At 63.7% G+C, this 22984-nt stretch carries 19 protein-coding genes; 12 read left to right on the top strand and 7 right to left on the bottom strand.

The genetic code is table 11. The features are described 5' to 3' along the window. Nucleotides 1-119 precede the first annotated feature (119 nt). On the top strand, nt 120-743 hold the full coding sequence (locus KUV86_RS02060; protein WP_206940141.1) for an L-threonylcarbamoyladenylate synthase: 624 nt from the start codon (nt 120-122) through the stop codon (nt 741-743). Between the two features lie 56 nt (nt 744-799). Here KUV86_RS02060 and KUV86_RS02065 read toward each other — a convergent pair whose 3' ends face one another. Next, nucleotides 800-1720 (bottom strand): ion transporter, encoded by a 921-nt coding sequence (locus tag KUV86_RS02065; RefSeq protein ID WP_222161659.1) that lies wholly within the window; start codon nt 1718-1720, stop codon nt 800-802. A gap of 235 nt (nt 1721-1955) precedes the next feature. Continuing rightward, a complete protein-coding gene (locus tag KUV86_RS02070; RefSeq protein WP_222483416.1) occupies nt 1956-2852 on the bottom strand; it encodes an inorganic triphosphatase in 897 nt (298 codons plus the stop codon). Nucleotides 2853-2986: 134 nt separating this feature from the next. Here KUV86_RS02070 and KUV86_RS02075 point away from each other — a divergent pair, with 134 nt between their 5' ends. The 6 genes from KUV86_RS02075 to glrR all read left to right on the top strand — a co-directional run bounded on the left by KUV86_RS02075 (nt 2987) and on the right by glrR (nt 10896). After that, nucleotides 2987-3667 (top strand): TIGR00153 family protein, encoded by a 681-nt coding sequence (locus tag KUV86_RS02075; RefSeq protein ID WP_206940136.1) that lies wholly within the window; start codon nt 2987-2989, stop codon nt 3665-3667. An 83-nt stretch (nt 3668-3750) separates the two neighbouring features. Further along, the gene (locus KUV86_RS02080; RefSeq protein ID WP_206940134.1) at nt 3751-5016 is read left to right on the top strand and encodes an inorganic phosphate transporter; all 1266 of its coding nucleotides are present in this window, start codon (nt 3751-3753) and stop codon (nt 5014-5016) included. Between the two features lie 144 nt (nt 5017-5160). Continuing rightward, entirely contained in the window at nt 5161-6471 is a 1311-nt protein-coding gene (gene argA, locus KUV86_RS02085) for an amino-acid N-acetyltransferase (RefSeq protein ID WP_206940132.1), read from the top strand. 930 nt (nt 6472-7401) lie between these two features. Next, nucleotides 7402-8907: a sensor histidine kinase gene (locus KUV86_RS02090; protein ID WP_222483417.1), complete on the top strand. Its 1506-nt coding sequence runs from the start codon at nt 7402-7404 to the stop codon at nt 8905-8907. After that, a complete protein-coding gene (locus KUV86_RS02095; protein ID WP_261397516.1) occupies nt 8904-9491 on the top strand; it encodes a hypothetical protein in 588 nt (195 codons plus the stop codon). Before KUV86_RS02090 ends, KUV86_RS02095 begins: the two co-directional genes overlap by 4 nt. Nucleotides 9492-9510: 19 nt before the next feature. Further along, the gene (glrR, locus tag KUV86_RS02100) at nt 9511-10896 is read left to right on the top strand and encodes a two-component system response regulator GlrR (protein ID WP_222161611.1); all 1386 of its coding nucleotides are present in this window, start codon (nt 9511-9513) and stop codon (nt 10894-10896) included. An 81-nt stretch (nt 10897-10977) separates the two neighbouring features. Here glrR and xseA read toward each other — a convergent pair whose 3' ends face one another. Further along, nucleotides 10978-12369 (bottom strand): exodeoxyribonuclease VII large subunit, encoded by a 1392-nt coding sequence (xseA, locus tag KUV86_RS02105; protein ID WP_222483418.1) that lies wholly within the window; start codon nt 12367-12369, stop codon nt 10978-10980. Nucleotides 12370-12706: 337 nt separating this feature from the next. Between xseA and KUV86_RS02110 the strand changes: the two genes are divergently transcribed. The 4 genes from KUV86_RS02110 (at nt 12707) to KUV86_RS02125 (ending at nt 17888) form a co-directional block, all read left to right on the top strand. Further along, on the top strand, nt 12707-14443 hold the full coding sequence (locus tag KUV86_RS02110) for an alkaline phosphatase D family protein (RefSeq protein WP_222483419.1): 1737 nt from the start codon (nt 12707-12709) through the stop codon (nt 14441-14443). A gap of 61 nt (nt 14444-14504) precedes the next feature. Continuing rightward, nucleotides 14505-15122 carry a hypothetical protein gene (locus KUV86_RS02115; protein ID WP_222483420.1) on the top strand — a complete coding sequence of 206 codons (618 nt, stop codon included), beginning with the start codon at nt 14505-14507 and terminating at the stop codon, nt 15120-15122. Further along, nucleotides 15119-16690 carry a GMC oxidoreductase gene (locus KUV86_RS02120; RefSeq protein ID WP_222483421.1) on the top strand — a complete coding sequence of 524 codons (1572 nt, stop codon included), beginning with the start codon at nt 15119-15121 and terminating at the stop codon, nt 16688-16690. The genes KUV86_RS02115 and KUV86_RS02120 overlap by 4 nt, the downstream gene beginning before the upstream one ends. A gap of 70 nt (nt 16691-16760) precedes the next feature. Continuing rightward, complete coding sequence (locus KUV86_RS02125; RefSeq protein ID WP_222483422.1) at nt 16761-17888, top strand: alpha/beta fold hydrolase; 1128 nt, start codon at nt 16761-16763, stop codon at nt 17886-17888. A gap of 24 nt (nt 17889-17912) precedes the next feature. Here the strand turns inward: KUV86_RS02125 and KUV86_RS02130 are convergent, their stop codons facing one another. The 4 genes from KUV86_RS02130 to KUV86_RS02145 form a co-directional block, all read right to left on the bottom strand. Then, nucleotides 17913-18983 (bottom strand): AbrB family transcriptional regulator, encoded by a 1071-nt coding sequence (locus tag KUV86_RS02130; protein ID WP_222483423.1) that lies wholly within the window; start codon nt 18981-18983, stop codon nt 17913-17915. 142 nt (nt 18984-19125) lie between these two features. Further along, nucleotides 19126-20631: a tripartite tricarboxylate transporter permease gene (locus tag KUV86_RS02135; RefSeq protein WP_206940114.1), complete on the bottom strand. Its 1506-nt coding sequence runs from the start codon at nt 20629-20631 to the stop codon at nt 19126-19128. A 42-nt stretch (nt 20632-20673) separates the two neighbouring features. Beyond that, nucleotides 20674-21108, bottom strand: coding sequence for a tripartite tricarboxylate transporter TctB family protein (locus KUV86_RS02140; protein ID WP_206940112.1), 435 nt, complete (start codon nt 21106-21108; stop codon nt 20674-20676). After that, nucleotides 21105-22088 (bottom strand): Bug family tripartite tricarboxylate transporter substrate binding protein, encoded by a 984-nt coding sequence (locus KUV86_RS02145; RefSeq protein WP_222483424.1) that lies wholly within the window; start codon nt 22086-22088, stop codon nt 21105-21107. The genes KUV86_RS02140 and KUV86_RS02145 overlap by 4 nt, the downstream gene beginning before the upstream one ends. Nucleotides 22089-22308: 220 nt before the next feature. Between KUV86_RS02145 and KUV86_RS02150 the strand changes: the two genes are divergently transcribed. Continuing rightward, a complete protein-coding gene (locus KUV86_RS02150) occupies nt 22309-22974 on the top strand; it encodes a response regulator (protein ID WP_206940108.1) in 666 nt (221 codons plus the stop codon). The last annotated feature ends 10 nt before the right edge of the window (nt 22975-22984 follow it).

The raw sequence follows: 22984 nt of genomic DNA on the forward strand, positions 1-22984 counted from the left end.
ACGCCGTCCGGAGCAATTCGGTCTAGGCTCACAGCAAGGCCTGAAAGACAGCGGATGCCCGGGATGCCTGATGCGCTGCTGTCATTACATACGCTCTATTGCATCGCCAGGGAGGCGACATGACTCAGTATTTTCAGATACACCCGGACAACCCCCAGAAGCGCTTGATCGATCGCGCGGTGGAGATCATCCACAAGGGGGGCGTGGTGGCCTATCCGACGGATTCGGGCTATGCCCTGGGCTGTCATCTGGGTGACAAGAAGGCCATCGAGAAGATCAAGTGGCTGCGCTCGTTGGATGACAAGCACAATTTCACCCTGGTGTGTTCGGACCTGTCCGAGATCGGTACGTATGCCAAGGTGGACAATGCCGTCTTCCGCTTGCTCAAGGCTCATACGCCTGGTGCTTACACCTTTATCCTCAACGCCACCACGGAAGTGCCCCGGCTGTTGCTGCATCCCAAGCGCCGCTCGATCGGCGTGCGGGTGCCGGACCACGAGATATCGAGAGCGCTGTTGGAGCGGCTGGGCGAACCCTTGATGAGCGTGACCCTGATTCCCGTGGACGAGACGCTGCCTATGACCGATCCGGAAGAGATTCGTGACCGCTTCGGTGCGCATCTCGACCTGATCATCGATGCCGGGGCCTGCACGCTCGAGCCCACCAGCGTCATCGACCTGCGCGAGATGCCGCCCGTCATCGTGCGTGAAGGCCGTGGGGATGTTGCGCCGTTCACCGAGTAGGCGAGCCGGAGTTGCCCCGGGGAAGCCTGCCCCGAGGCATGGTGAGTGCGAGCTGTCTATTTGTCGTCAGCAGGGCTGGGCGTTTGTTCATCGCCCGCGTCGCCCTCTGATTCAGGTTCTGGCTCTGGGGCGTTGGGGTCCGGCGTTTCCTCGTCCAGCCAGGTGCCACAGATCAGGCAGTACTTGGCCCGCTGCTCATGACGGTCATGGCCGCAGCCAGGGCAGGCCTCGTCCGAGTAGCGGTCTGATCGGATCGAACGGATGACCTCGGCGGAGAACACGCCGGTGGGCACCGCGATGATCGAGTAGCCGATCAGCATGACCACCACACTGATCGCCTGGCCCAGCGGTGTGACCGGAGAGATATCGCCATAGCCGACGGTGGTCAGCGTGACCACCGCCCAGTAGATGGCGACGGGGATACTGGTGAAGCCCGCTTCCCTGGGCTCTATCAAGTACATCAGGGAGGCGAAGATCGTGACCAGCATGAACACGGTGAACAGAAACAGAAAGATCTGATGGCCGCTGCGTTTCAGGGCATCGATCAGCAACCTGCCTTCGCCGACGAACTCCATCAGTCGCAGTACTCGGAAGATACGCAGGCTTCTGAGCAGACGAATCACGATCAGCGACTGTGCGCCGGGAATCAGGAGCGCCAGCCAACTTGGCAGGATCGCGATCAGGTCAACGGCGCCGTAGAAGCTCTTCAAGTAGTTGAGTGGGCGCTCCAGGCAGTAGAGCCGCAGTCCAAGCTCGATAGTGAAGAGAATCGTGAAGGTCCATTCCAGCGAGCGAAACAGCTCTCCATGCTCGGCGCGCAGTCCATCCACACTCTCAAGCACCACTACCAGCACGCTGAGGAGAATGGCCGTGATCAGGGCAATATCGAAGCCTTTGGCAAGGCGCGTGTCGGACTCGAAGATGATCTGAAACACGCGAGTCTTGAGGCCTTCGGCAGCCGGCTTATGGCCATTGATCACGGGCGCTTTCCTTTCGCTGTAGTGGGAGATAGGGCTGATAGATAGGGCTGAGAGACAGTGGTAAGAGACATAAGCCTGATCATGATCTGTGTCGGCCAGGGTCTGTTCGATACAAGGGCTGCTCGATACAGGGTCTGATCGACACAGAGTTGGATCGACACAGGGCCTGATCGATCGGGATACAGGCCTGGGGTGGTCGCGCCGTAGACAGCGCGCTACCTCGCCACTGACGTTACTCCATCTCGACGCTCTGGGGTAGCCGGCGACCCAACCGCAACAATAGTGCTCCCATCTCCGAGGTGAGCCAATCCTGCTCCTGCGGTGCCTGCTGCAACGCGTCGCGCAAGCAGTGAGCGTCGCGGCTGATGTCGGCACTGTCGCTGTCCTCGGCTAGGTGTCCAAGCGCCTCGCAGGCGGCCTCGCGCCAGCGCTGCTGCTGGGTATCTGCGTAGGCATCCAGAGCAACGACCACCTGGTGCAGGCGATCCTGTGGTCCTCTGCCAGGGGGCAGTTGCCAGCCTTGGGTGAGGGCGGTGCCGCGTGCAGCCTTGCTCGAGTCCGAAGGCCGCAGCGGCACGCTTTCAGCGAAGCCCTCGGCCAGTTCGAGCAGGCGCGACGCCTCACCCTGCTTGAGTTCGAGCTCCAGCTCACGAATGACGCAGCAGGCCTCGCCCACCTCGATGGAGCCCTCGTCGAGGGCGACTTCGATCTGGCTGCCATCGCTGTCTACCCACCACAGCTGGCGCTGGAAGTTGGTGGTGAAGCGAGGCCTCAGGCGCGACAGCAGCACATCGATATCGACGTCATCGGCCAGCGCCTGAAAGGGCGGCAAGTCACGCAGACCGTCGAGGTCCAGCTGGTCGCCGTCTACCTGCCACTCCCACTCGCCACGGGTGGACAAGCCGGAGCTGCCCTGGCCACTGGTTTTCAAGGTCTGCAGCCACTGGTCGCCGATCTTTCTGAGCCGGAGGGCGACGCGTGCCTTTTTCAGGTCATCTTCAGGGGTGTCGAAGTAGGTATTGATCAGCGTCTTGCGCTGGCTGTCGGCGCCGGCCAGGCGAGGGTGGCGGCGCAGCGCGTCGGGGCCATGCTGTCCGAGGGCGAGCTTCAGTTCGATTTCATGGCTCATAGTGGTGTCCTGGCGTGCCAAAGGGAATGTGGACCGGGTCAAGGTTACGCGGTGATGACGGTAACTTTTCCATGACGTGACAGTTTGGGGTCACTATACTGTCGCCGCCATTTCTCCAGTGTCTGTGACTCCCTATGGTGACATCAAATCCGTTTTCGGCGATGTTTGGCCGCTCCCCGTTTCAACCGCTGCTGGCCCACATCGAAAAGGCCCACGACTGCTCTGCTGAGCTGTTGCCGTTCTTCGAGGCAACGCTGCAGGGTGACTGGGATGCTGCCGCCGCGCACCGCGAAGTGATCACTCGACTCGAGCATGAGGCCGACTCGCTCAAGACCGAGCTGCGTCTCAACTTGCCCAATACCCTGTTCTTGCCGGTATCTCGCTCTGACCTGCTCGATCTGGTCAGCGTGCAGGACAAGATCGCCAACAAAACCCGCGATATCACCGGCATCATGCTCGGGCGTCAGATGCAGGTGCCTGACTCCCTGGCGACGCCGATGCGCGAGTACATCGCCACATCGGTGGACTGTGTCGCCCAGGCACGCCAGGCCCTGGAAGAGCTCAAGGACCTGCTCGAGTCCGGCTTCGGCAAGAACGTGACCGAGCTGATGCAGAAGCTGATTCGTGACCTGCACGCGCTGGAACAACGTGCCGACGAGCAGCAGATCGCCATTCGCCGCCAGCTGTTTGTCCTCGAGAAGGACCTGCCGCCGGTTGACGTGATGTTCCTCTATCAGATCATCGAATGGATCGGTGAAGTGTCGGACCGCGCCGAGCGGGTCGGCAGTCGCCTCCAGATCATGACGGCGAATTGAAGACCGTCGCCCCGACAGGCCGCGCCAACGCGGCCTGACGTCATTCAGAGTTTCCTCAGTCAGCAATCAAGGGATCTTCTCCCATGTCGATCATTGCCCAGCACGGTGACATCTTCATCCTACTGGCCTGCGTGTTTGGTTTCTTCATGGCCTGGGGTGTCGGCGCCAATGACGTCGCCAACGCCATGGGGACCTCGGTAGGGTCTCGGGCGGTCACCATCAAACAGGCGATCATTATCGCCGTCATCTTCGAATTCCTCGGCGCCTGGCTGGCCGGTGGCCAGGTCACGGAAACGATCCGCAAAGGCATCATCAATCCGGCGCTGCTCGAAAACGACCCACAACTCCTGGTCTACGGCATGCTGGCTTCGCTGCTGGCGGCAGGGACCTGGCTGTTGATCGCCTCGATGAAGGGCTGGCCGGTGTCCACCACCCACTCCATCGTCGGCGCGATTGTCGGTTTTGCCCTGGCCGGCCTTGGTATCGAGGCCGTCGGTTGGAGCAAGGTCGGCCAGATCGCCGCCAGCTGGATCGTGTCCCCGCTGCTGGCGGGTTCCATTGGCTTCATGCTGTTCAAATCGGTCCAGCGCCTGGTCTTCGAGGCCGACGATCCGTTCGTCGCGGCCAAGCGCTACGTGCCCATGTACGTGTTCCTGGTCGGCTTCATCGTCGCCATGGTGACCTTGACCAAGGGCCTCAAGCATGTGGGTCTGCACCTGGCGCCCTTCGAGAGCCTGCTGATTGCCTTGGCCTTTGGTGTGGCGCTGGCGGGTCTGGGTGTCTGGCGTGAGCGCAGCATCGATCGCAGCCAGCGCAAGACCGATGCCTTCGGCTTTGAAGGGGTCGAGCGAGTCTTCGGCGTACTGATGATCTTTACCGCCTGTGCCATGGCGTTTGCCCATGGCTCCAACGACGTGGCCAACGCCGTGGGCCCGCTGGCGGCGGTCATCAGCGTGGTGCATGAGCACGGCAGCATTCAAGGGGCGTCGGCTGTGCCCTGGTGGGTGCTGGTGCTCGGCGGCGGGGGTATCGTCGTCGGCCTGGTGACCTATGGCCACAAGGTCATCGCCACCGTGGGGACCGGCATCACCGAACTGACGCCGAGCCGTGGCTTCGCCGCGACCCTGGCCGCCGCCACCACGGTGGTGCTGGCATCGGGCACCGGTCTGCCGATCTCGACCACCCATACGCTGGTAGGTGCGGTGCTTGGTGTGGGACTGGCACGCGGTCTGGCCGCGCTCAACCTGCGCGTCATCGGCACCATCGTGATGTCTTGGCTGATCACGCTGCCGGCGGGTGCGGGTCTTGCCATCATGTTCTTCTTCATGTTCAAGGGCATCTTCAACTGATCTCAGTGTCTGCCCTGGATATCGACGGCGCCTGCGGGCGCCGTCGTCGTTTGCGACCCTGGGCGCGCAGGTGTGGAGCGCCAGCAGGCTCTGATATAGTGATGACTCCATCATTCCCCTCGTCCGCTGCAGCAGGTTCGGTCCTTGACTACCTCTTTCTCCTTCGTTGACTGGTTTCGCCACTCATCCCCCTACATCAATGCCCACCGAGGCCGAACCTTTGTGGTGCTGGTCGAAGGGGAGGCGATGGCGGCCGGCCGAGGCGAGTCCCTGATTCAGGATCTGGCACTGCTGCATACCCTGGGGGTCAAGCTGGTGGTGGTCTTTGGCATTCGTCACCAGGTGCACGCCGTGCTCGACAGTGAGGGCATCGTTCCGGTGCGCCACCAGGCACGTTGGGTGGCCGACGACACCATCATGGCTCGGGTGGAGCGTGTCGCCGCCGAGCAGCGTCTGTGGCTGGAAGCACGGCTGTCGCTGGGGCTACCCAATACGCCGCTGCATGGCATCGAGCTGACGACCGTGTCCGGCAATCTGGTCATGGCCAAGCCGCTGGGCGTGCGTGACGGTGTCGACTTTCAACGCTCCGGCGAGGTGCGCCGGGTGCGCTCTGGTGCGGTGCGGGCCTTGCTCGACCAGCAGTCGCTGGTGTTGTTGCCACCGCTTGGCTTCTCCAGCACCGGCGAAGTGTTTGACCTGGATGCGGCAGAAGTCGCCCAGCAGGTCGCTGTGGCGCTCAAGGCCGACAAGCTGATCCTGCTGGGGCAGTCCGACGGCCTGTGCGATGAGGGCGGGCAGCTGTTACGCCAGCTCACCCCTGCCCAGGCGCGCCCGCTGTTGGCCGAGGCTGATCCGGCGGAAGAGCGCTCGCGACATCTGGAGGCCGCCTGCGAGGCGGCCACCCATGGGGTGGCGCGCACCCACCTGCTGTCCTGGCGTGATGCGGATGCATTGCTGGCCGAGCTGTTCACCCGTGATGGTGTCGGCACCATGATCACCGAGCATCGCTATGAGCAGCTCCGAGCGGCCGAGATCGATGATATCGGTGGGTTGCTCGAGCTGCTGGAGCCCCTCGAGAAGCGCGGTATGCTGGTGCCACGTTCCCGCGAGCGACTGGAGCATGAAATTGATGACTACCTGGTCATCGAGCGGGATGGCATGGTGATCGGTTGCGCCGCACTGCACCGTTTCACTGACGCAAGCGTCGCCGAGCTGGCCTGCGTGGCGGTGCATCCTGACTATCGCAGTGGGGCCAGGGGGGAGCGCCTGCTGGCGGAGATCGAGCGTCTGGCTCGGCGGCAGGGGATTCAGCGTCTGTTCGCACTGACGACGCATACGGCCCACTGGTTTCTGGAGCATGGTTTCGTGCCATCGGCGCTGGACGAGCTCCCACCGCTCAGGCGCGATGCCTACAATCATGCGCGGCAGTCCAAGGTTCTCTGCAAGGGGTTATAGCCTAGGCAAGCTCCGGGTGAGTAGCTGACCGGTCACGATGATCGCCGTGCGTGCATTCGCGGGGAGATTGACCGTCGGCACCGACAAGCGCTGTTTGTCAGCCCGGTTTATCCGCCCTAGCGACAAGCCCTGTTGTTGGTAGGGAGTCTCAGAAAAGACGCGGCGTCTCCAATAGGAGACGCCGCATCTTTTTGTTTTTCCAGGTTTTCTGAAAAAATCCTGAAATTGCGTCGGCAAACAGAGACGTTTTTGGTCGTGGGCGACATGTCGATCGACGCTGATTGAGCTTACAGCACAGTTTGGTGACGTTTCTTATTTTTTATCTTGTTGATATTAATGGCTTTTATGTTTTTTGGCACAGCTTTCGCTATGTATTTAACGAGCGGGGAGGACTAGCCGGATAGCCGTCTAATTCTCCGAGGTTGGCACAGAATCACTGCCCTGTGCGTCTATGTCGATCTCTGCGTCTGCTCCGCGTGATGTGCGACACGCTATGTGAAACACAAGGTTGCGATGAGACGGTACCGGCCTTGTTGGCATGGACAGGTATCGTGAAGAGCAAGGATGCTCTGGCAAGGATGCCGACCCCTTCGGGGGAGTATGTTGCTCCGGCGCTGCGGCGACGGGGCCAGAACGAGGCGGGATGGGAGACCATCCGCTGAACACCGTCAGGTCCCTGGTGACGACGGCGGTGTTCTGGCTTCGGGCCTTCGGGCCAACGGAAAACCGTTCAATGGGCGGACCAGGCCATCGATTGATCTGTTTTTCGACCCTTCAGTTCCCTGCGTATTCGGGCCGGCTCAGCCGGCCCCTTTTTTTTCGCAAGCGATGCCGAATGAGAGGTTGACGCGGGGCGAGTGGCCTAACTCTGGTATCCTTCTGGATGGATTGATGGACGCTTCATTCACCTTCCTTCACAGAACTCTGGTCATGACCACTGCCGCTACGCGCCGTTGGCGCCCCCGTTCGTTGTTGCAACTGGTATTGCTGGCCTTTGTGGTGGTGATGCTGCCGCTTGGTGTACTGATGTACCAGGCAGGTCAGGCGCTGTCCGAATTGTCGCGCCTGGCCGAAGTCAGCGCTCGTCAAGCGGTGTCGGAGACACGGCGTGCCCGCACCTTGGGCTCCCTGGCGGTGGAGATGGAGCGTGGGGCGCGCCAGTACGCCGTGGTTCAGGAAGAGAGTCTGCTCGACATCTACGCCGAGAGGGTGGCGGAATTCCGCCAGTTGCTGGCGCGCCAGCGCCTGCTGCTGCCTGAGGATCCCGACATCCTGGCACTGGAACGGCTGTTGAATCAGCTGGCGACCCTGCCCGAGAAGGAGCAGGACGCCTTCATCGGTTCGCTGGACACCTTTGTCCCCTTTTCCCGACACGTCGAAGGCATGCGCCAGGCCACCAACCTGCGCATCGATCAGCGCCTGGATGCCATACGCGAAAGGGCCGAGCAGGTGCAGCAGCGGCTGTGGTGGCAGACGGGGGCGCTGGTGTCATCCAGCCTGCTGTTGATGCTGCTGTTCACGCGGCTGATCATTCGCCCGGTGCGTCAGTTGGAGCGGCGTATTCTCGGCATCGGCAGTGGTCATCAGGATCGTCTCGCTGGTCGCGTTCAGGGTCCCGCGGAGCTGGTCGCCCTGGGTGAGCGTCTGGACTGGCTGACCCACCGCCTTGAAGAGCTCGAAGCGCAGAAGCAGCAGTTCCTGCGGCATATGTCCCACGAGTTGAAGACGCCGCTGGCCAGTGTGCGAGAGGGCTCCGCCCTGCTGTCTGATGGGGTGGCAGGTGAGCTCAGCCCACGTCAGCGAGAAGTGCTGGAGTTGATCGACGCCAGTGGCGCCGAGCTTCAACGGCTGATCGAGCAGCTGCTGGACTATAATTTGCTGCAGCATCACCGCAGTGCCTCCATCGAGCGCATCGACATAGCGACCGTGGCGCGAGAGGTGCTGGCCAAGCACAGGCTCAGCCTGCAATCGAAGGACATGCAGGTCGAGGTGTTTTCCGGTCCGCTGCAGTGGAACGCCGATCACCAGGCCACCGCCAGACTGCTGGATAACCTGGTATCCAATGCGGTGGCATATGGAGAAGACGGCGGCAAGCTGCTTATTCGTGCTCGGACCCGCCAGGACCGCCTGGAACTTGAGGTGGCCAATACCGGCGATCCGATCGCAGAGCAGGATCGCGAGCATCTGTTCGAGGCCTTCTATCAGGGCCGGGCTCGCCGCAAGGGCGCCCTCAAGGGCTCCGGGATTGGCCTGTCGGTGGCGGCAGACTGCGCACGGCTGCAAAATGGCCGGCTCGAACTGGTCGACGATCCAGACTGGCCGGTGTGCTTTCGCCTGAGTCTGCCCGTGGCGCCGCCACAGGGTCGCGGTAGCGACCCCTATAACGATACAAGGCCCGCATTGACGGGCCAGCACGCAAGGAACCTGACGCTATGACCTCTAGGGGTGTGACCCTGACACCCCGGCGCTCGCGATATCGCGCCGCCGGCCCCGCTGCTGTTGTCGCCCTGTTGGCGCTGCTCAGCGGCTGTGAGTACCTGCCTATCGAGCCTGGTGGCGTGACCGCACCCAAGGTCGAAACGCTCGACCTGAGCGCATGCCATGCCGATATTCCCAGCTTCGCTGAGTCAGAGTGCATGCTGACGGACTGGGTCGCCTTTGGGCTTGCCTCCCAGCGGGGAGACCGCGAGTGGCGCAATACCATGCTGGCCCTGCTGGAGGGACACGCGCCGGAACAACGCCTTGGCCGTGCCGTGGTGCTTGCCTGGGGCAGCGAGGCGCAGTGGAACCAGGCCTCCGAATTGTACAAGGCCGACCTCAGCATGGCCCCCAGCGAATTGCAGCCGCTGATGCGCTACTGGCTTAACGAGCTGGAGGGTCGCCGTGCTCTCAGCCAGCGGGCCGGACGTCACCATGGCGAGCTATCGCGACTGCGTGAGGAGAATCAGGCGCTGGCCGACAAGCTGGACGCGCTGACCGCGATCGAACAGAACATCAACCTGCGCCAACAGACGGAATGAAACCTGTGGAGACGGCGATATGAAGCAAGTCGCAGCAACCCTGAGTGCCAAGACGAGTGCCCATGTACTGCTGGTTGACGATGATGTCAGCCTGCTGAAACTTCTTGGCATGCGCCTGGAAAGCCGCGGCTATCGCGTTACCACTGCCGAGAGCGGTCGCGAGGCGCTCAAGCGACTGGAGGAAGGGCGCCCGGATCTGGTGTTGTCGGATTTGCGCATGGATGAAATGGACGGCATGGCGCTGTTTCAGGAAATTCAGCGGCGCATGCCGGGTCTTCCGGTGATCATCCTCACCGCCCATGGGTCGATTCCGGATGCGGTCAGCGCCACTCGCCAGGGTGTGTTCAGTTTCCTGACCAAGCCGGTGGACCGTGAAGAGCTGTTCGGTGCCATTGACGATGCATTGTCGAACACCGCCAGCGGTGTCGAAGGTGATGACAGTTGGCGCGAGGCCATCATTACCCGCAGTCCCGAGATGGAGCGAATCCTCGAGCAGGCCAGGATGGTGGCAGGCTCCGACGTCAGCGTATTGGTCACCGGACCTTCTGGCTCCGGCAAGGAGCTGTTGGCCAACGCGATTCACAAGGCCAGCGCGCGGGCCGACAAGCCTTTCATTGCGATCAACTGCGGTGCCTTGCCGGAACAACTGCTGGAAAGCGAGCTGTTCGGCCACGCCAAGGGCGCCTTTACGGGCGCCATCAGCGAACATGGTGGCCTGTTCCAGGCGGCAGATGGCGGCACCCTGTTCCTGGACGAAATCGGGGACATGCCCCTGGCGATACAGGTCAAGCTGCTGCGCGTGCTGCAGGAGCGTCAGGTACGGCCAGTGGGCTCCACCACGTCAGTACCGGTGGATGTGCGGGTGCTGTCAGCGACCCACCGCGATCTCGACCAGGCCATGCACGAAGGCGAGTTTCGTGAAGACCTCTACTATCGACTGAACGTGGTCAATCTGAAGCTGCCGGCGCTCAAGGATCGCGCCGAGGATGTGCCGCTGCTGGTGAAGCACCTGGTTGCCCAGGCGGCGTCGCGCCACAAGCCGTTCGTCAAGGGCTTCTCGCCGGAAGCGCTCAATCTGCTGGCAACCTGCGCCTGGCCTGGCAACGTGCGTCAGCTGGTCAACGTGGTGGAACAGTGCGTGGCGCTGTCCAGTGCGCCAATGATTCCCGAAGCCTTGGTGGCCCAGGCGTTGGCGGCGGAAGACAATGCCATGCCGACCTTCAACGACGCGAGGGCAGGCTTTGAGCGTAGCTATCTGGTCAAGGTGCTGAAGATCACCGAAGGCAATGTGACACAGGCGGCACGCATCGCAGGCCGCAACCGCACCGACTTCTACAAGCTGCTGTCCCGTCACGAGCTGGAACCCGCATCGTTCAAGCCGGGAATGGCCGATCAGGCGCGCTAGCCAGGCGTAGGAGCGCCAGCCGGCGACGGCTTCCGCAGTGAGTCGGGCTCCGTCGCCAGAAGCCGTTGTCAGTCCCCGTTGTCAGGAGCTGCCAGGATCGATGACGGTGGGGGAGCGCTCGCTGGCCGGGGCGGTATCGATCACCTCGAGATGCAGGACCCCCTCCTGCAGGCGAGCCTGCAGGTGCTCCCCTGGGTGCGTCTGGCTCGCCTGGGTCAGCGCCTCACCCCGTGGATTGGTCAGGATGCTGTAGCCACGGGCCAGCACGGCCAGTGGACTGACAGCCTGCAGCTCGCGCACAGTGGCGCTCAGTCGCTGGCGCTGTCGCGTCAGCTGCTGGTACTGGGCAGCCACAAGCCGTCGCCTCAGATCGGTCAGCTGTTTGTGATGCTCCGCCACAGCCCGTTGTGGAGAGCGTAGCGCCAGGCGTCGGGTCAGATCGAGGTATCGTTGCTGCTCGCCGTTCATCCTCCCGGCCATGGCCCGCGCCATGCGTGAGCGCAGCTGGTCGAGTGTCTGGCGCTGGCGCACGATGGCCTCCCCGGGATGGCGTAGCCGCGCCCGCAGGTGATCCAGTCGCTGTCCTTCCCGCTGCAAGTGGCGTAACTGGGCGCCCTTGAGTCTCCCTTCGAGTTGCCCGAGCTGGCTGACCAGCTCCTGTTTCGATGGCACCAGCCGTTCGGCCGCGGCTGAGGGCGTCGGCGCGCTGGCATCCGCCGCCAGATCGGACAGGCTCTGGTCGGTTTCATGACCTACCGCTGACATCACCGGCAGACGGGAATGATGAATGGCTCTGGCCAGATGTTCGTCATTGAAGGCCCACAGGTCCTCCAGGCTGCCGCCACCACGGGTGATCAATACCACGTCTTGTGCGGGATCGAGCGCTGGCTGGCGATTGAGCAGGCCAAGGGCGGCAGTGATCGCCGGTGCCGCCTCGGCGCCTTGCACCGGCACGGCAATCAACGTCACCGTGGTCAGCGGCCAGCGTTTGCTCAGCACCGCCAGCACGTCGCGCAGGGCGGCTCCCGTGGCCGACGACAGCACCAGCACATGGCGGGGAGGGTAGGCGAGGGGGCGTGCGTTGGTGAAGACGCCCTCGTTGGCCAGGCGGGTCTTGAGCGCCTCGAGTGCCGCCAGAAGCGCCCCAGCGCCCGCGGCCTGGACCGCCTCCACGATTAGCTGATAGTCCCCTCTTGGCTCGAACAACGACACCCTGGCGCGTACTCGAACCAGGTCACCGTCGCGCATGGGCGTAGAGACGAATCGCGCCCGAGTGCGGAACAGCACGGCTTTTACCTGGGCGCGCTCGTCCTTGAGGGTGAAGTAAAGATGGCCCGAGGCCGGCCTGGAGACCCCAGACAGCTCGCCTTCGATCCACTGTTCGCCAAGATCCGCTTCCAGTGCCTGCCGCGCGCGCAGGTTGAGATCGCTGACCGATAGCACGTGCTGGGGGTCGTCCGAAGGATCCAACATGACGGCAATTCCTGAAGGGTGGGGCGTGAACCAGGCCAGTCACAACGACTCCCCCAGAAGACAGGCAGTCGGAACAGGCATGGCAGCAGTGACGCCACAGGGTAGCAGAGGCCAGGTCGCCGCTTCACCAAAGGCGAACTATCTTTACTCTCAGTGTGTGATAGCAGCGTTTGCACAACGTTGAGCGATGGCGGAGGTGGGAGCCGTAGCGAGCCGCACCGCGCAGGCGACGTCGTGATGCAGACACACTGACCTAGATACAGTGAGCTGGACACATCGTGACGCGGACACAGGGACTGGACACACAGGGACGAGACATCGTGACGCAGGAGGCCCCATGTCGGGACTGCGCTCGCCCGATATCGGGCCTATCGTCGGACATACCACCGCCCATAGTTGCCGGCTGTGGGTGCGTGGCATCGCCCCCAGCGATGACGGAGTCGATCTTAGCGCCTCGCTGAGAACCGTGGGGCTGGTAGCCGTGGTGGAAGACAACGGGATGCCGTGTCGGCTGGCAGGCAGCCCACCCCGGGCGCATGCTTTCTACTTCCGCCTGCATCGTGAATTTGACCGCACCGGCACCTTCGAGCTGGGTGCCGAGCAGGGCCTTGGCGCAAAGGACGGTGTCGCTCCGTTGGGGCAGCCAGATGGCGTGGTGCCCCTGGCGCCGGACACCCGCTACCGGGTGCGTGTCGCCACCCTGACCCTGGATGACACCACCCCAGACGTCGAGAGTCTCAGCGATAGCGAGATCGTGGCGCGGCTGCCGGATATCGGTGGCATGTCCAAGTTGCTGGCCAGCCTGGAGGGCGCTCACTGCGAGGCGGAATTCACGACCTTTCCGGAGCAGCCGTCAGCCCGTCTGGCCTTTCTGTTGGGGTCCTGTCGCTATCCAGGCACGCTATGGAAGACCAAGGAGTCGGACCGCATCTTCGGTCCCATGCAGCAGCACCTGCGCCCCCGAGGCAGCCGAGCGGCTGCGCGCTTCAGCCTGCTGGTCGGTGACCAGATCTACGCCGACCAGTACAGTCGCTACCTGCCGATCGGTCGGGCCGATACCTTCGCGGAGTTCCAGGAGCGCTATCGCACGGCCTTTGGCTCGCCGCTGGCGCGGCGTTTCCTGCGCCAGGCCCCGGTGTACATGATCCTCGACGACCACGAGATCGAGGACAACTGGCATCGCGACCGGCTGAGCGCCAAGCGCGAGCTGTTCAACGTCGCCATCGGTGCTTACATGAGCTACCAGTGGTCCCACGGGCCACGCAGCTTCGGTCGCCATCTGCACTATCACTTTGACTGCGGCGGTTATCCCTTCTTCGTCTGCGATACCCGCACCCATCGCACCTACGGGCGCGAGGGGCGGGTGATGGACAATCACCTGCTGGGGCGGCCCAGTATCGACCCCCTGCACCTCTCTCAGCTGGATCTGTTGCTGCAATGGCTGAGCGACCAGCAGGCGCGGTGGGGAGCGGTCCCCAAGTTCATCGTGACCTCCACGGTGTTTGCCCCCAGCCCGTTGGACGAGCGACTGGACCCCAGCCTAGATGGCCACGACGACCAGGCGGCGGTGGACCTGGCGCGCACCAACCTGTCACGCCGAGCCGACAGCGACAGCTGGTCCGGTTTTCCAACGACCCGCAAGGCCTTGATCGAGCACATCGTCACCGCCGGTATCGACAACGTGATCTTTCTCAGCGGCGACGTTCATTGCGCCAATATTGCTGAGATGCATGTTGAAGAAGAGGGAGGCGGCGGCGGTCAGCGGCTCTACGACATTACCTCCTCGGCCCTGTACTGGCCGTTCTTCTGGGCCGATGGAGACCCCAACGGCTTCGTGCACGACTCTCGGGTGGCGGGACAGCGCGATGGCTTCCCGCTGTTCGACGGTGCCATGACCCTGCACTACCGGGCATACGGCTTCTATCAGCAGGAGAACTTCTGCCGCCTCGAGGTGGATCGCCAGCGCCATCGGCTGAGGGTGAGGGTGCTGGACAGGGACGGTCACGAGGTAAAGGTAGCGGGACCGAATGGCCAGACCGTGGCCTATAACGACCTCGAGCTGAGTCCCTGGTAGCCGATGACCGTTGGCAGTTGAGGCGAGCCAGGGGAGCAACCATCGTGGCAGGGAGGTGCGTGTGAACAGAATCACCATGGCGCCAGGCTTGACCTTCGAGGAGACCATGTCCGGCCACTTCTCGCTGGATAGCCAGATGCCCGAGCGCGGTGAGCGGTTGGGACATCGCGAAGGCACCGAGCTTGCGCTGCACGCCAAGATCCAGATCGACGACATGAATGCCTTTCTGGCCGACGAGCATCACCATGGCAAGCTGGGTGGCGTGGTCGACTTTGCCCCCCTGGGGCTGGGACTGGTCATTCTGGAAGGCGATTTTCAGCTGTTTTCCCAGGGGCCCGGAGCCGGGCGTCAGATGGTCTACGATGCGTTGCTGGAATACGGCCACAGGCGACTCTTTCTGCATGGCGTCAAGCGCGTACACGATGATCCTGGGCCCGATCTGTGGAGAGACACCACGACGCTGTATACCACCTTGCATGAAGGTGTCAGCGACACCGCCGACATCATAGGGGCGGGGGTACTCCACCTGGGGGTAGCGGAGCTGATGGCCATGCTCGGGACATTGACGCCCAGCGGTCGGGGGGACCTGGCGACGGTCGCGGACTTTGGTCGCTTCTTCTTCGGTGAACTGTGGCACCTGTATGCCCCCTGGGTGATCCGCCGGGAGTCCAACGCATGAGCTACGACGCGATTGTGGTGGGCTCCGGTTTTGGTGGCGCAGTGGCGGCCTGTCGTCTGGCCGAGGCTGGCCAGCGGGTGCTGGTGCTGGAACGAGGACGGCGTTGGGAGCGCGAAGACTTCCCGCGGGGGCCCGACGATGACTGGTGCTTCGACGTTGAAGAACCGCGTGGTCGCCATGGCTGGCTCGACCTGCGCTTTTTTCCGCGCATGGCGGTGGCCCAGGGAGCGGGGGTAGGCGGCGGCTCTCTGGTCTACGCCAATGTCTCGGTGCCTGCCCAGCCGTTTGCCTTCGACAGCGGCTGGCCTGAGGCGATCAGCTACAGTGACCTTGCGCCCTACCAGCAGCGCGTCGGGCAAATGCTGGAGGTCTGTGAAGTGCCCTCGGCTCAGGTCAGCGAGCGCCACAAGCTGCTGAAGCAGGCGGCGGAGGCCAGCGGGCACCCTGAACGCTTCCGCTCGCTGCCCTTGGCGGTGCGCTTTGACCCGGACTGGCATTACCGGCTGGAGGAGCCGCATCATCGTCGGCACAGTCGACAGAGCCTCAATGCCTACGGCAAGTCCCAGGGGACCTGCATCCACTGCGGTTACTGCGACATCGGCTGTCCCGTGGGAGCACGCAATACCCTGGACCTCAACTATCTGGCCAGGGCAGAGCAACTTGGCTGCGATATTCGCCCGCTGAGCCTGGTCCGCTCGCTGGTGCCAGAGGGCGATGGCTACCGGGTCACCTTTCAGCATCTCGAGGGCGCGCCAACCATCCGTCACGAGCGAGCCGAACGGGTGATCCTGGCGGCGGGCTCGCTGGGTTCCACCGAGCTTTTGCTGCGGGCTCGCGACCAGTACCGCACCTTGCCGGAACTGTCGCCCCTGTTGGGCCATCGCTGGTGCGCCAACGGCGACTTCCTGACGCCCGCGATGTATCCGAATCGGCGTATCGATCCCTGTCGCGGCCCGACCATCAGTGCGGCCATCGACTTTCTGGACGGTATCGACCAGGGCCGGCGTTACCTTGTCGAGGACGGCGGCTACCCGGACCTCATAGGCCATGCGCTGTCGCGGCTGCTGGCCCATTCCTCTGTCGCCGGCATGCTGCGAAGCGGCTGGCGTGCGGTGCTGGCGGAAGCGCTCAAGCACAACGACCCGGATCGTTGCCTGATGCCGTGGTTCGGCCAGGGCGTGGATGTTGCCGATGGCGTGCTGCGGCTCTCGCGCCGTTGGCTGGAGCGAGAGCCCGCGCTGTCGCTGGATTACCGCGTGGATGCGTCACGCTCGGTGGTTCAGGCCCTGTGCGATCGACACAAGCAGTTGAGTGAGCTCACCGGAGGCGTCGCCATCGAGCCACCCAGCTGGCGCCTTTTGGATTACCTGGTGACGCCTCATCCCCTGGGAGGCTGCCCCATGGGCGAGAACCGTTGGGACGGGGTGGTCGACCACGCCGGCGAGGTATTCGGATATCCGCGGCTGTACGTGCTCGACGGTGCCATCGTGCCGCGCGCGCTGGGGCTGAACCCATCACGCACCATCGCTGCCCTGGCCGAACGTGCCATGGCGCGGATGTTGGCCTGAGAAGACATTGCTGCCTGGGCAGGATGAGGCTCTTCGGTGGCGGCAGGGTCGATGATAGAGAGGTGACCCCATGGTCCGGGAAATCGCACTGCACACCCTGGAAGGCGTGACCGATGCCGAGATCAGCCAGCATGGCTTCTGTACCGGTGACGGCCTGGGTCTGTCGCTGCTGCGTTTTGTCCGTAGTCGCGGTTCCAGTTCCTGCGCCAAAGGGCGCCGGGCGGTCATGATCGTGCATGGGCTGACGACATCAAGCGACATGTTCATCCAGCCCGAACACCGCAACCTGGTGAGCTTTCTGCTGGACGAAGGGATCGACGAGGTGTGGACGCTGGATTTCCGCATGAGCAACCGCCACCCCTACAACCTGCAGCCCACCCGCTATTCCATGGATGACTGCGCGGTGTATGACATACCGGCAGCGGTAGCGGCGATTCGTCGCCTGACCGGCGATCCCGCCGGGAATGAGCTGCAGCTGCATGTCATCGCTCATTGCCTGGGGTCGATGAGTGTCGCCATGGCCCTGTTCGGCGGCACCATCCGGGGGATTCGCTCCTGCGTGCTCAACAGTGTGGCGTTGACGCCCCACGTGCCACGCTGGTCGATGGTCAAGGGCCACGTGTTTCCCTTTATCGTTGAGCGCATCCTGCAGCAGCCTTATGTCAGCCCGCGCTGGAGCGACGACCCTCGCCTGACCCTGGGCAAGCTGCTGTCGAAGGGCGTCTCGCTGTTTCACCGGGAGTGCGACGTGCCTGCCTGCCATATGCTGTCGCTGATGTGGGGCACCGGCTGGCCGGCGCTATACCACCATCACAACCTGGACGAGCGCACCCACCGGCGAGGTGGAGACCTGTATGGCCCGGTAGGGCTCAACTATCACCGTCACGTCATGAAGATGCTGCGCCGAGGGCATCGCACCGTGAGAATGCGCAAGGCGCCCGAGTATGACGTCTTGCCCGATGACTACCTGGTCGCCGCAGAGAGCATCGAGACGCCATGCCTGCTGCTTACCGGCCGCGATAACCGAGTCTTCAGCGACAGCAATCTGCACTGCCACCGCGCACTGGAGAAGGCGGCGCCTGGTCGCCATCGCCTGGACATTGTCGAGGGCTATGGCCACCAGGACGTGTTCATGGGGGCGCGGGTCGACCGAGACGTGTTCCCGCGCTTGATGGACTTCATCAGCGCCAACGCATGAGCCGCAGGCGGCGGGGGACAAAGCCTAGCGCTTGAGTCGCCGGTGGGCCCATGTCACCAGCGGCGGCAGGGCGATCAGCAGCACGGTGATGCGCAATAGATGGTGGGAGGTGACGAACGCCGGCTCGATGTTGAGCGATAGTGCCACCAGGCTCAGCTCTGGCGCGCCACCCGGCATGTAGGCCAGCAGGGCCGCGGCGACGGACATGCCGGTCAGGGCCTGGCCGACCCAGGCGGCGATGACCGCCAGAATCACCAGAATCAGCGCCTGCACCACGGCCAGCCCCAGATGCCTGGCCATCTCCGACAGCGCGACCCCGACGAAGCGCACGCCGACCGAGGTGCCGATGACGACCTGGGCCAGGGCGATCAACGCAGGCGGAAGCACCGCGTGGGTCATGCCCGAGAAGTGCAGTATCGACGACACCAGGGCGGGGCCGAACAGCAGGGCGTTGGGCAGGCGCAGGACCTTGCCTACCAGTGCGCCCAGAGCCGCCGCTGCCACCAGCCATGCGGTTCCGCTCAGGGTGGGTAGTTCACTCCAGCGGGTGGGCCCGTTGCTGGCGCCGGCCAGATCCACATGGCCCATGATGGTGAGGATAGGAGGAATCGCCAGCAGCAGCACCAGGATGCGCACGGCGTGGGTGATGCCCACCGCCTTGAGATCCGCGCCGGACTCATGGGCCATCATCAGCAGCGCCGACAGTCCACCAGGGGCTCCAGCATATAAGGCCGTGTCCAGCGAGTGCCCCGCCACCTTGTAGCTGAAGGCGACCGCGACCACCATCATCACCGCCGTGGCGGCGAGCATGATGGCGGCACTGGCCAGCCAGGCAGAGAGATTGCCTGAAAGCTCCGGGGTGAAGGCCGAACCCAGCATGACGCCGATCACCACCAGAACTCCCTTGCGCAGGCGCCCGGGGGAACCCAGTTTGATGCCGGTCAGGCTGATCAGGGTGGTGGTGATCAGCGCCCCCAGCAGCCACGGGAGCGGCAGATCGATGAGGAAGGCCAGGTAGCCGCCCACCGAGCCCAGGGCCAGGGTGGGAAGGAATCGCCAGGCGCCGGAGGGAAGAGAAGAGGGAATGGCGGGCATGGCGTCTCCTGGCAGGGCGACCGGCAGTGGGTCGTGGGTAAGTAACGATATCGGGGATAGTGGTCGATCGGTTCAGATGGCCGTCGATGTGGGTCGTGGTTAAACGGCGCGCGGCGCCATCAGGCGCCGCGCAGGGATAGCGTCAAGACTGTGCCGACGGACGCCGTTTCAGCAACATCGGCACCAGCCACGGCAGCACCAGCAGCGCGATGGCGGCGATCCACAGTCCCAGCGAGATGCCGGACTGCCACAGGATGGAGGTATCGCCTCCGCTGATCGCCAGAGCACGGCGCAGGTTCTCTTCCATCAAGCCGCCCAGCACATAGCCGAGAATGACCGGGGCCAGCGAGAAGCCCAGCTTGCGCAGCAGGTAGCCGAACACGCCGATGATCAGCATCAGGTAGATGGCGGTCAGGTCGGAATGCAGCTGATAGACCCCGACGAAGGATAGCACGGCGATGGCGGGCACCAGTACCCAACGGGGGATCGTCAGCACCTTGGCGAACACCCCGGCCAGGGGCAGGTTGAGAGCCAGCAGCACCAGGTTGCCAATATACAGCGACGCAATCAGACCACCGGCCACTTCCGGGTTCTGCGAGAACATCATTGGGCCCGGCGTGATGTTGTAGAGCATCAGGGCGCCGAGCAACACGGCGGTGGTGCCGGAGCCGGGAATGCCAAGGGTCAGCATGGGCACGAACGAACCGGCGGCAGAGGCGTTGTTGGCGGCCTCGGGGGCGGCCAGGCCGCGCATGTCACCGGTGCCGAAGGTGTTGTCCTTGTCGACCAGGCGCTTTTCGGTGGTGTAGGAGACGGCACCAGCGACCGAGGCACCGGTCCCTGGCAACACCCCGATGATGAAACCCAGCACCCCAGAGCGCAGCATGGTGCCCTTGCAGGCCAGCACTTCCTTGAGGCTGACGAAAACGCGTCCCAGCGGTGGCAGCTCGTTGTCCACGTCCTTGCGATGGGCGTGTTCCAGCATCAGCAGGATTTCGCTGATGGCGAACAGGCCGATGATCATCACCACAAAGTCGATGCCATCGTAGAGCTCCGGCATGCCGAAGGTGTAGCGCATGACGCCGGTACCGGAGTCGACGCCAACGGTGCCGATCAGTACGCCCAGCACGGCGCCGATGGCGGTCTTGATTGGATCCTTGCCCATCATTACGGACATGGAAGAGAAGGCGAATACCATCAGGGCGAAGAATTCAGCGGGACCGAACATCACCGCGACCCGGGCCAGTAGTGGGGCAAACAGGGTCAGGCCGATGATGGCGATGGTGGCGCCGATGAAGGAAGCCACGGCAGACAGGCCGAGCGCCGGGCCGGCTAGGCCTTTCTTGGCCAGCGGGTGGCCGTCCAGGGTGGTCATGACCGCGCCGGCATCGCCCGGCACGTTGAGCAGAATGCTGGACATCCGGCCGCCATATTCGGCGCCGGTGTAGATACCCGCCAGCAGAATCAGTGCGGACTCGGCCGGCAGGCCCAGGGTGTAGGCCAGCGGCATCAGGATGGCGATACCGTTGATCGGTCCGATCCCCGGCAAAGCCCCGAACAGGGTGCCCAGCAGGGCGCCAAGAAAGGCCAGGCCAAGGTTGAGTGGCGTCAGGGCAACGCCGAAGCCTTCGATAAGGAAGTCGAACATGGGGATACCTTGAGCAGGAAGCGGTCGCGTCGGTGGCCTGGCTTACCAGGGCAGGCCGGGCAGGGTGATGCCAAGGCCGTGGGTGAACAGCCACTGGCCGCCGAAGGCCATCAGCACACCGGTGGCAATGGCCTTGGGCCAGCTTGCCTCGAACAGCCGGGCGAGGGCGGCGATCACCAGCATCGAGCTGATGGCAAAACCGAGGCGCGGGAACAGCAAGGCGTAGACCAGCAGCAGGGCCAGGACGCCGATCAGGCGCAGCGCCAGGCGCTTGTCCGGCCAGTGGCCGTTCTCGCCGGGACGAATCACCAGCACCACAGACAGCAGGCCCAGCAGGATCGAGAGCCCCAGAGGAAAGGCCTTGGGGCCGACGGGGTCGTAGCTGAACGGCACTTCGAGGGACAGGGCGTTGACGGCGGTAAACGCCGCCAACCCCATCAGGGCAATCCCCAGACAGCGGTCGGCGGCAAGACTCATTGTGTCAGACCCACATCAGCGGCCAGCTGCTTGAACTCCGCAACCTGATCCTTCACGTAGCCGTCGAAGTCATCTCCGAACAGCGCCATGGGGAACAGGCCACGAGCTTCCCGCAGCTCGGCGAAGGTGTCGTTCTCGGCCAGGTGTTCGAACTTCTCGACCCAGGCCTGGTAAGCCTCATCGCTGACCTCGGGGCCCATGTAGTAGCCGCGCCAGATCGGCCACTCGACGTCATAGCCCTGTTCCGCGGCGGTGGGGATGTCGGCGTAGGGGCCCTCGACGCGCTCTTCGGCCAATGCGGCCAGGACTCGGATATCACCGCTTTCCAGCTGCGACTTGAGCTCGGAGAGGTCACCGGTGAAGACCTGGATGTGATTGCCCAGCAGAGCCGCCAGGGCTTCGCCGCCGCCTTCGAAGGCCACGTAGCGAAGGCTTCTGGGGTCGACGTCTGCGGACTTGGCGGTGAGGGCTGCCTTCATCCAGTCCTGGCTGCCGACGCTGCCGCCGGCACCGAAGGCGACCTGGGTTGGATCTTCCTGCAGCGCGGTCATCAGCTCTTCCAGGTTCTGCCAGGGAGCATCGGCCTTGACCACGATGGCACCGTAGTCGACGCCGAGCGCGCCGACCCAGCGCACTTCGCTGGCGTCATACTGGCCAAACTTGCCCAGCGCCAGGTTGACGGCGGCGCCTGTGCTGGCAGCGACGATCAGGTTGGGGTCATCGGTACGCACGCCGTTGACGTGGTTGTAGGCTACCGCGCCGATGCCGCCGGGCATGTAGGTCACCAGCATCGGGTCTTCGATCAGCCCCGTCTCGAGCAGGCCATTGGCGGCCAGACGGCAGGTCAGATCGTAACCGCCACCGGGCTTGGCCGGAGCGATGCACTCGGCGTCGTCGGACGCCTGGGCCGTGCCGGTCGTCAGGCTGGCACCCAGCAGCAGTGCAGCAAGGCCTGCGGGAAGGGCTATGGTAGTCTTCATGCGTACTCCTGATCAGATATTATTATGAGTCGACGAAAGTGATGGGTGTTGCCGACGGCGGCTGGCACGGCGCTGGCGCAAGCTAGCGCAAGATAGTGGCGTGCAGCACTGGCCAACCGGAGCGAAGCGTACGGCGCGTATCGTCAGCCCAGCGGATGCTAGGCCTTCTAGCTTTCATCAACCTGTCATCCACCTGATTTACGGATAAGACATTAGTCTCATGCGCCTTCTCGTCGTTGAAGATGATGCCCTCATCAGCCGCTCCTTGGTGGAGGCCCTGACACCGCTTGGCAACACTGTCGAGGTGCTGTCGACCCGTGCCGCTGCGCGTTCAGCGTTACGCCAGGGTGGCGTCGACCTGGTGCTGCTCGATATCGGGCTGCCCGACGGTGATGGCCTGTCGCTGCTGGCCGAGATGCGTGATGGCGGCGATCGCACGCCGGTCATCCTGCTGACGGCCAGGGATGCTCTCGATGACCGAGTTAGGGGACTCGACCTGGGGGCCGACGACTACCTGGCCAAGCCCTTTCAATTGGCCGAGCTGGAAGCGCGCGTGCGCGCCTTGCTGCGGCGCAGCCAGCAACGTGCCGATAACCGCCTGAGCCTTGGCCCACTGACCTTCGACCCGGCCAGCGGTGCCGCCAGCCTGTTCGGTGAGCCCATGGCCCTGCCTCATCGCGAATTGCTGTTGGTCGAGAGCCTGCTGCTGCATGCCGGGGCCATTGCCCCGCGGGAAACCCTGGAAGGGCGTCTGTTTGGTTTTGGTGAGGTCGGCTCCAATGCCCTTGAGGTCTATGTCAGCCGTCTGCGCAAGCGGCTCAAGGACTCTGGACTGCGGATTCGCACGTTTCGGGGGCTGGGGTATCGTCTGGAAGATGACGCGTGATGTCGTCTCG

Source organism: Halomonas sp. DP8Y7-3 (genome assembly GCF_019801675.1).
GTDB classification, from domain to species: Bacteria; Pseudomonadota; Gammaproteobacteria; order Pseudomonadales; family Halomonadaceae; genus Halomonas; species Halomonas litopenaei_A.

Coding starts and splice junctions, on each gene's coding strand:
- KUV86_RS02060 (WP_206940141.1), top strand. CDS start 120: ATGACTCAGTATTTTCAGATACACCCGGACAACCCCCAGAAGCGCTTG.
- KUV86_RS02070 (WP_222483416.1), bottom strand. CDS start 2,852: ATGAGCCATGAAATCGAACTGAAGCTCGCCCTCGGACAGCATGGCCCC.
- KUV86_RS02075 (WP_206940136.1), top strand. CDS start 2,987: ATGGTGACATCAAATCCGTTTTCGGCGATGTTTGGCCGCTCCCCGTTT.
- KUV86_RS02080 (WP_206940134.1), top strand. CDS start 3,751: ATGTCGATCATTGCCCAGCACGGTGACATCTTCATCCTACTGGCCTGC.
- KUV86_RS02090 (WP_222483417.1), top strand. CDS start 7,402: ATGACCACTGCCGCTACGCGCCGTTGGCGCCCCCGTTCGTTGTTGCAA.
- KUV86_RS02095 (WP_261397516.1), top strand. CDS start 8,904: ATGACCTCTAGGGGTGTGACCCTGACACCCCGGCGCTCGCGATATCGC.
- glrR (WP_222161611.1), top strand. CDS start 9,511: ATGAAGCAAGTCGCAGCAACCCTGAGTGCCAAGACGAGTGCCCATGTA.
- xseA (WP_222483418.1), bottom strand. CDS start 12,369: ATGTTGGATCCTTCGGACGACCCCCAGCACGTGCTATCGGTCAGCGAT.
- KUV86_RS02110 (WP_222483419.1), top strand. CDS start 12,707: ATGTCGGGACTGCGCTCGCCCGATATCGGGCCTATCGTCGGACATACC.
- KUV86_RS02120 (WP_222483421.1), top strand. CDS start 15,119: ATGAGCTACGACGCGATTGTGGTGGGCTCCGGTTTTGGTGGCGCAGTG.
- KUV86_RS02125 (WP_222483422.1), top strand. CDS start 16,761: ATGGTCCGGGAAATCGCACTGCACACCCTGGAAGGCGTGACCGATGCC.
- KUV86_RS02130 (WP_222483423.1), bottom strand. CDS start 18,983: ATGCCCGCCATTCCCTCTTCTCTTCCCTCCGGCGCCTGGCGATTCCTT.
- KUV86_RS02135 (WP_206940114.1), bottom strand. CDS start 20,631: ATGTTCGACTTCCTTATCGAAGGCTTCGGCGTTGCCCTGACGCCACTC.
- KUV86_RS02140 (WP_206940112.1), bottom strand. CDS start 21,108: ATGAGTCTTGCCGCCGACCGCTGTCTGGGGATTGCCCTGATGGGGTTG.
- KUV86_RS02145 (WP_222483424.1), bottom strand. CDS start 22,088: ATGAAGACTACCATAGCCCTTCCCGCAGGCCTTGCTGCACTGCTGCTG.
- KUV86_RS02150 (WP_206940108.1), top strand. CDS start 22,309: ATGCGCCTTCTCGTCGTTGAAGATGATGCCCTCATCAGCCGCTCCTTG.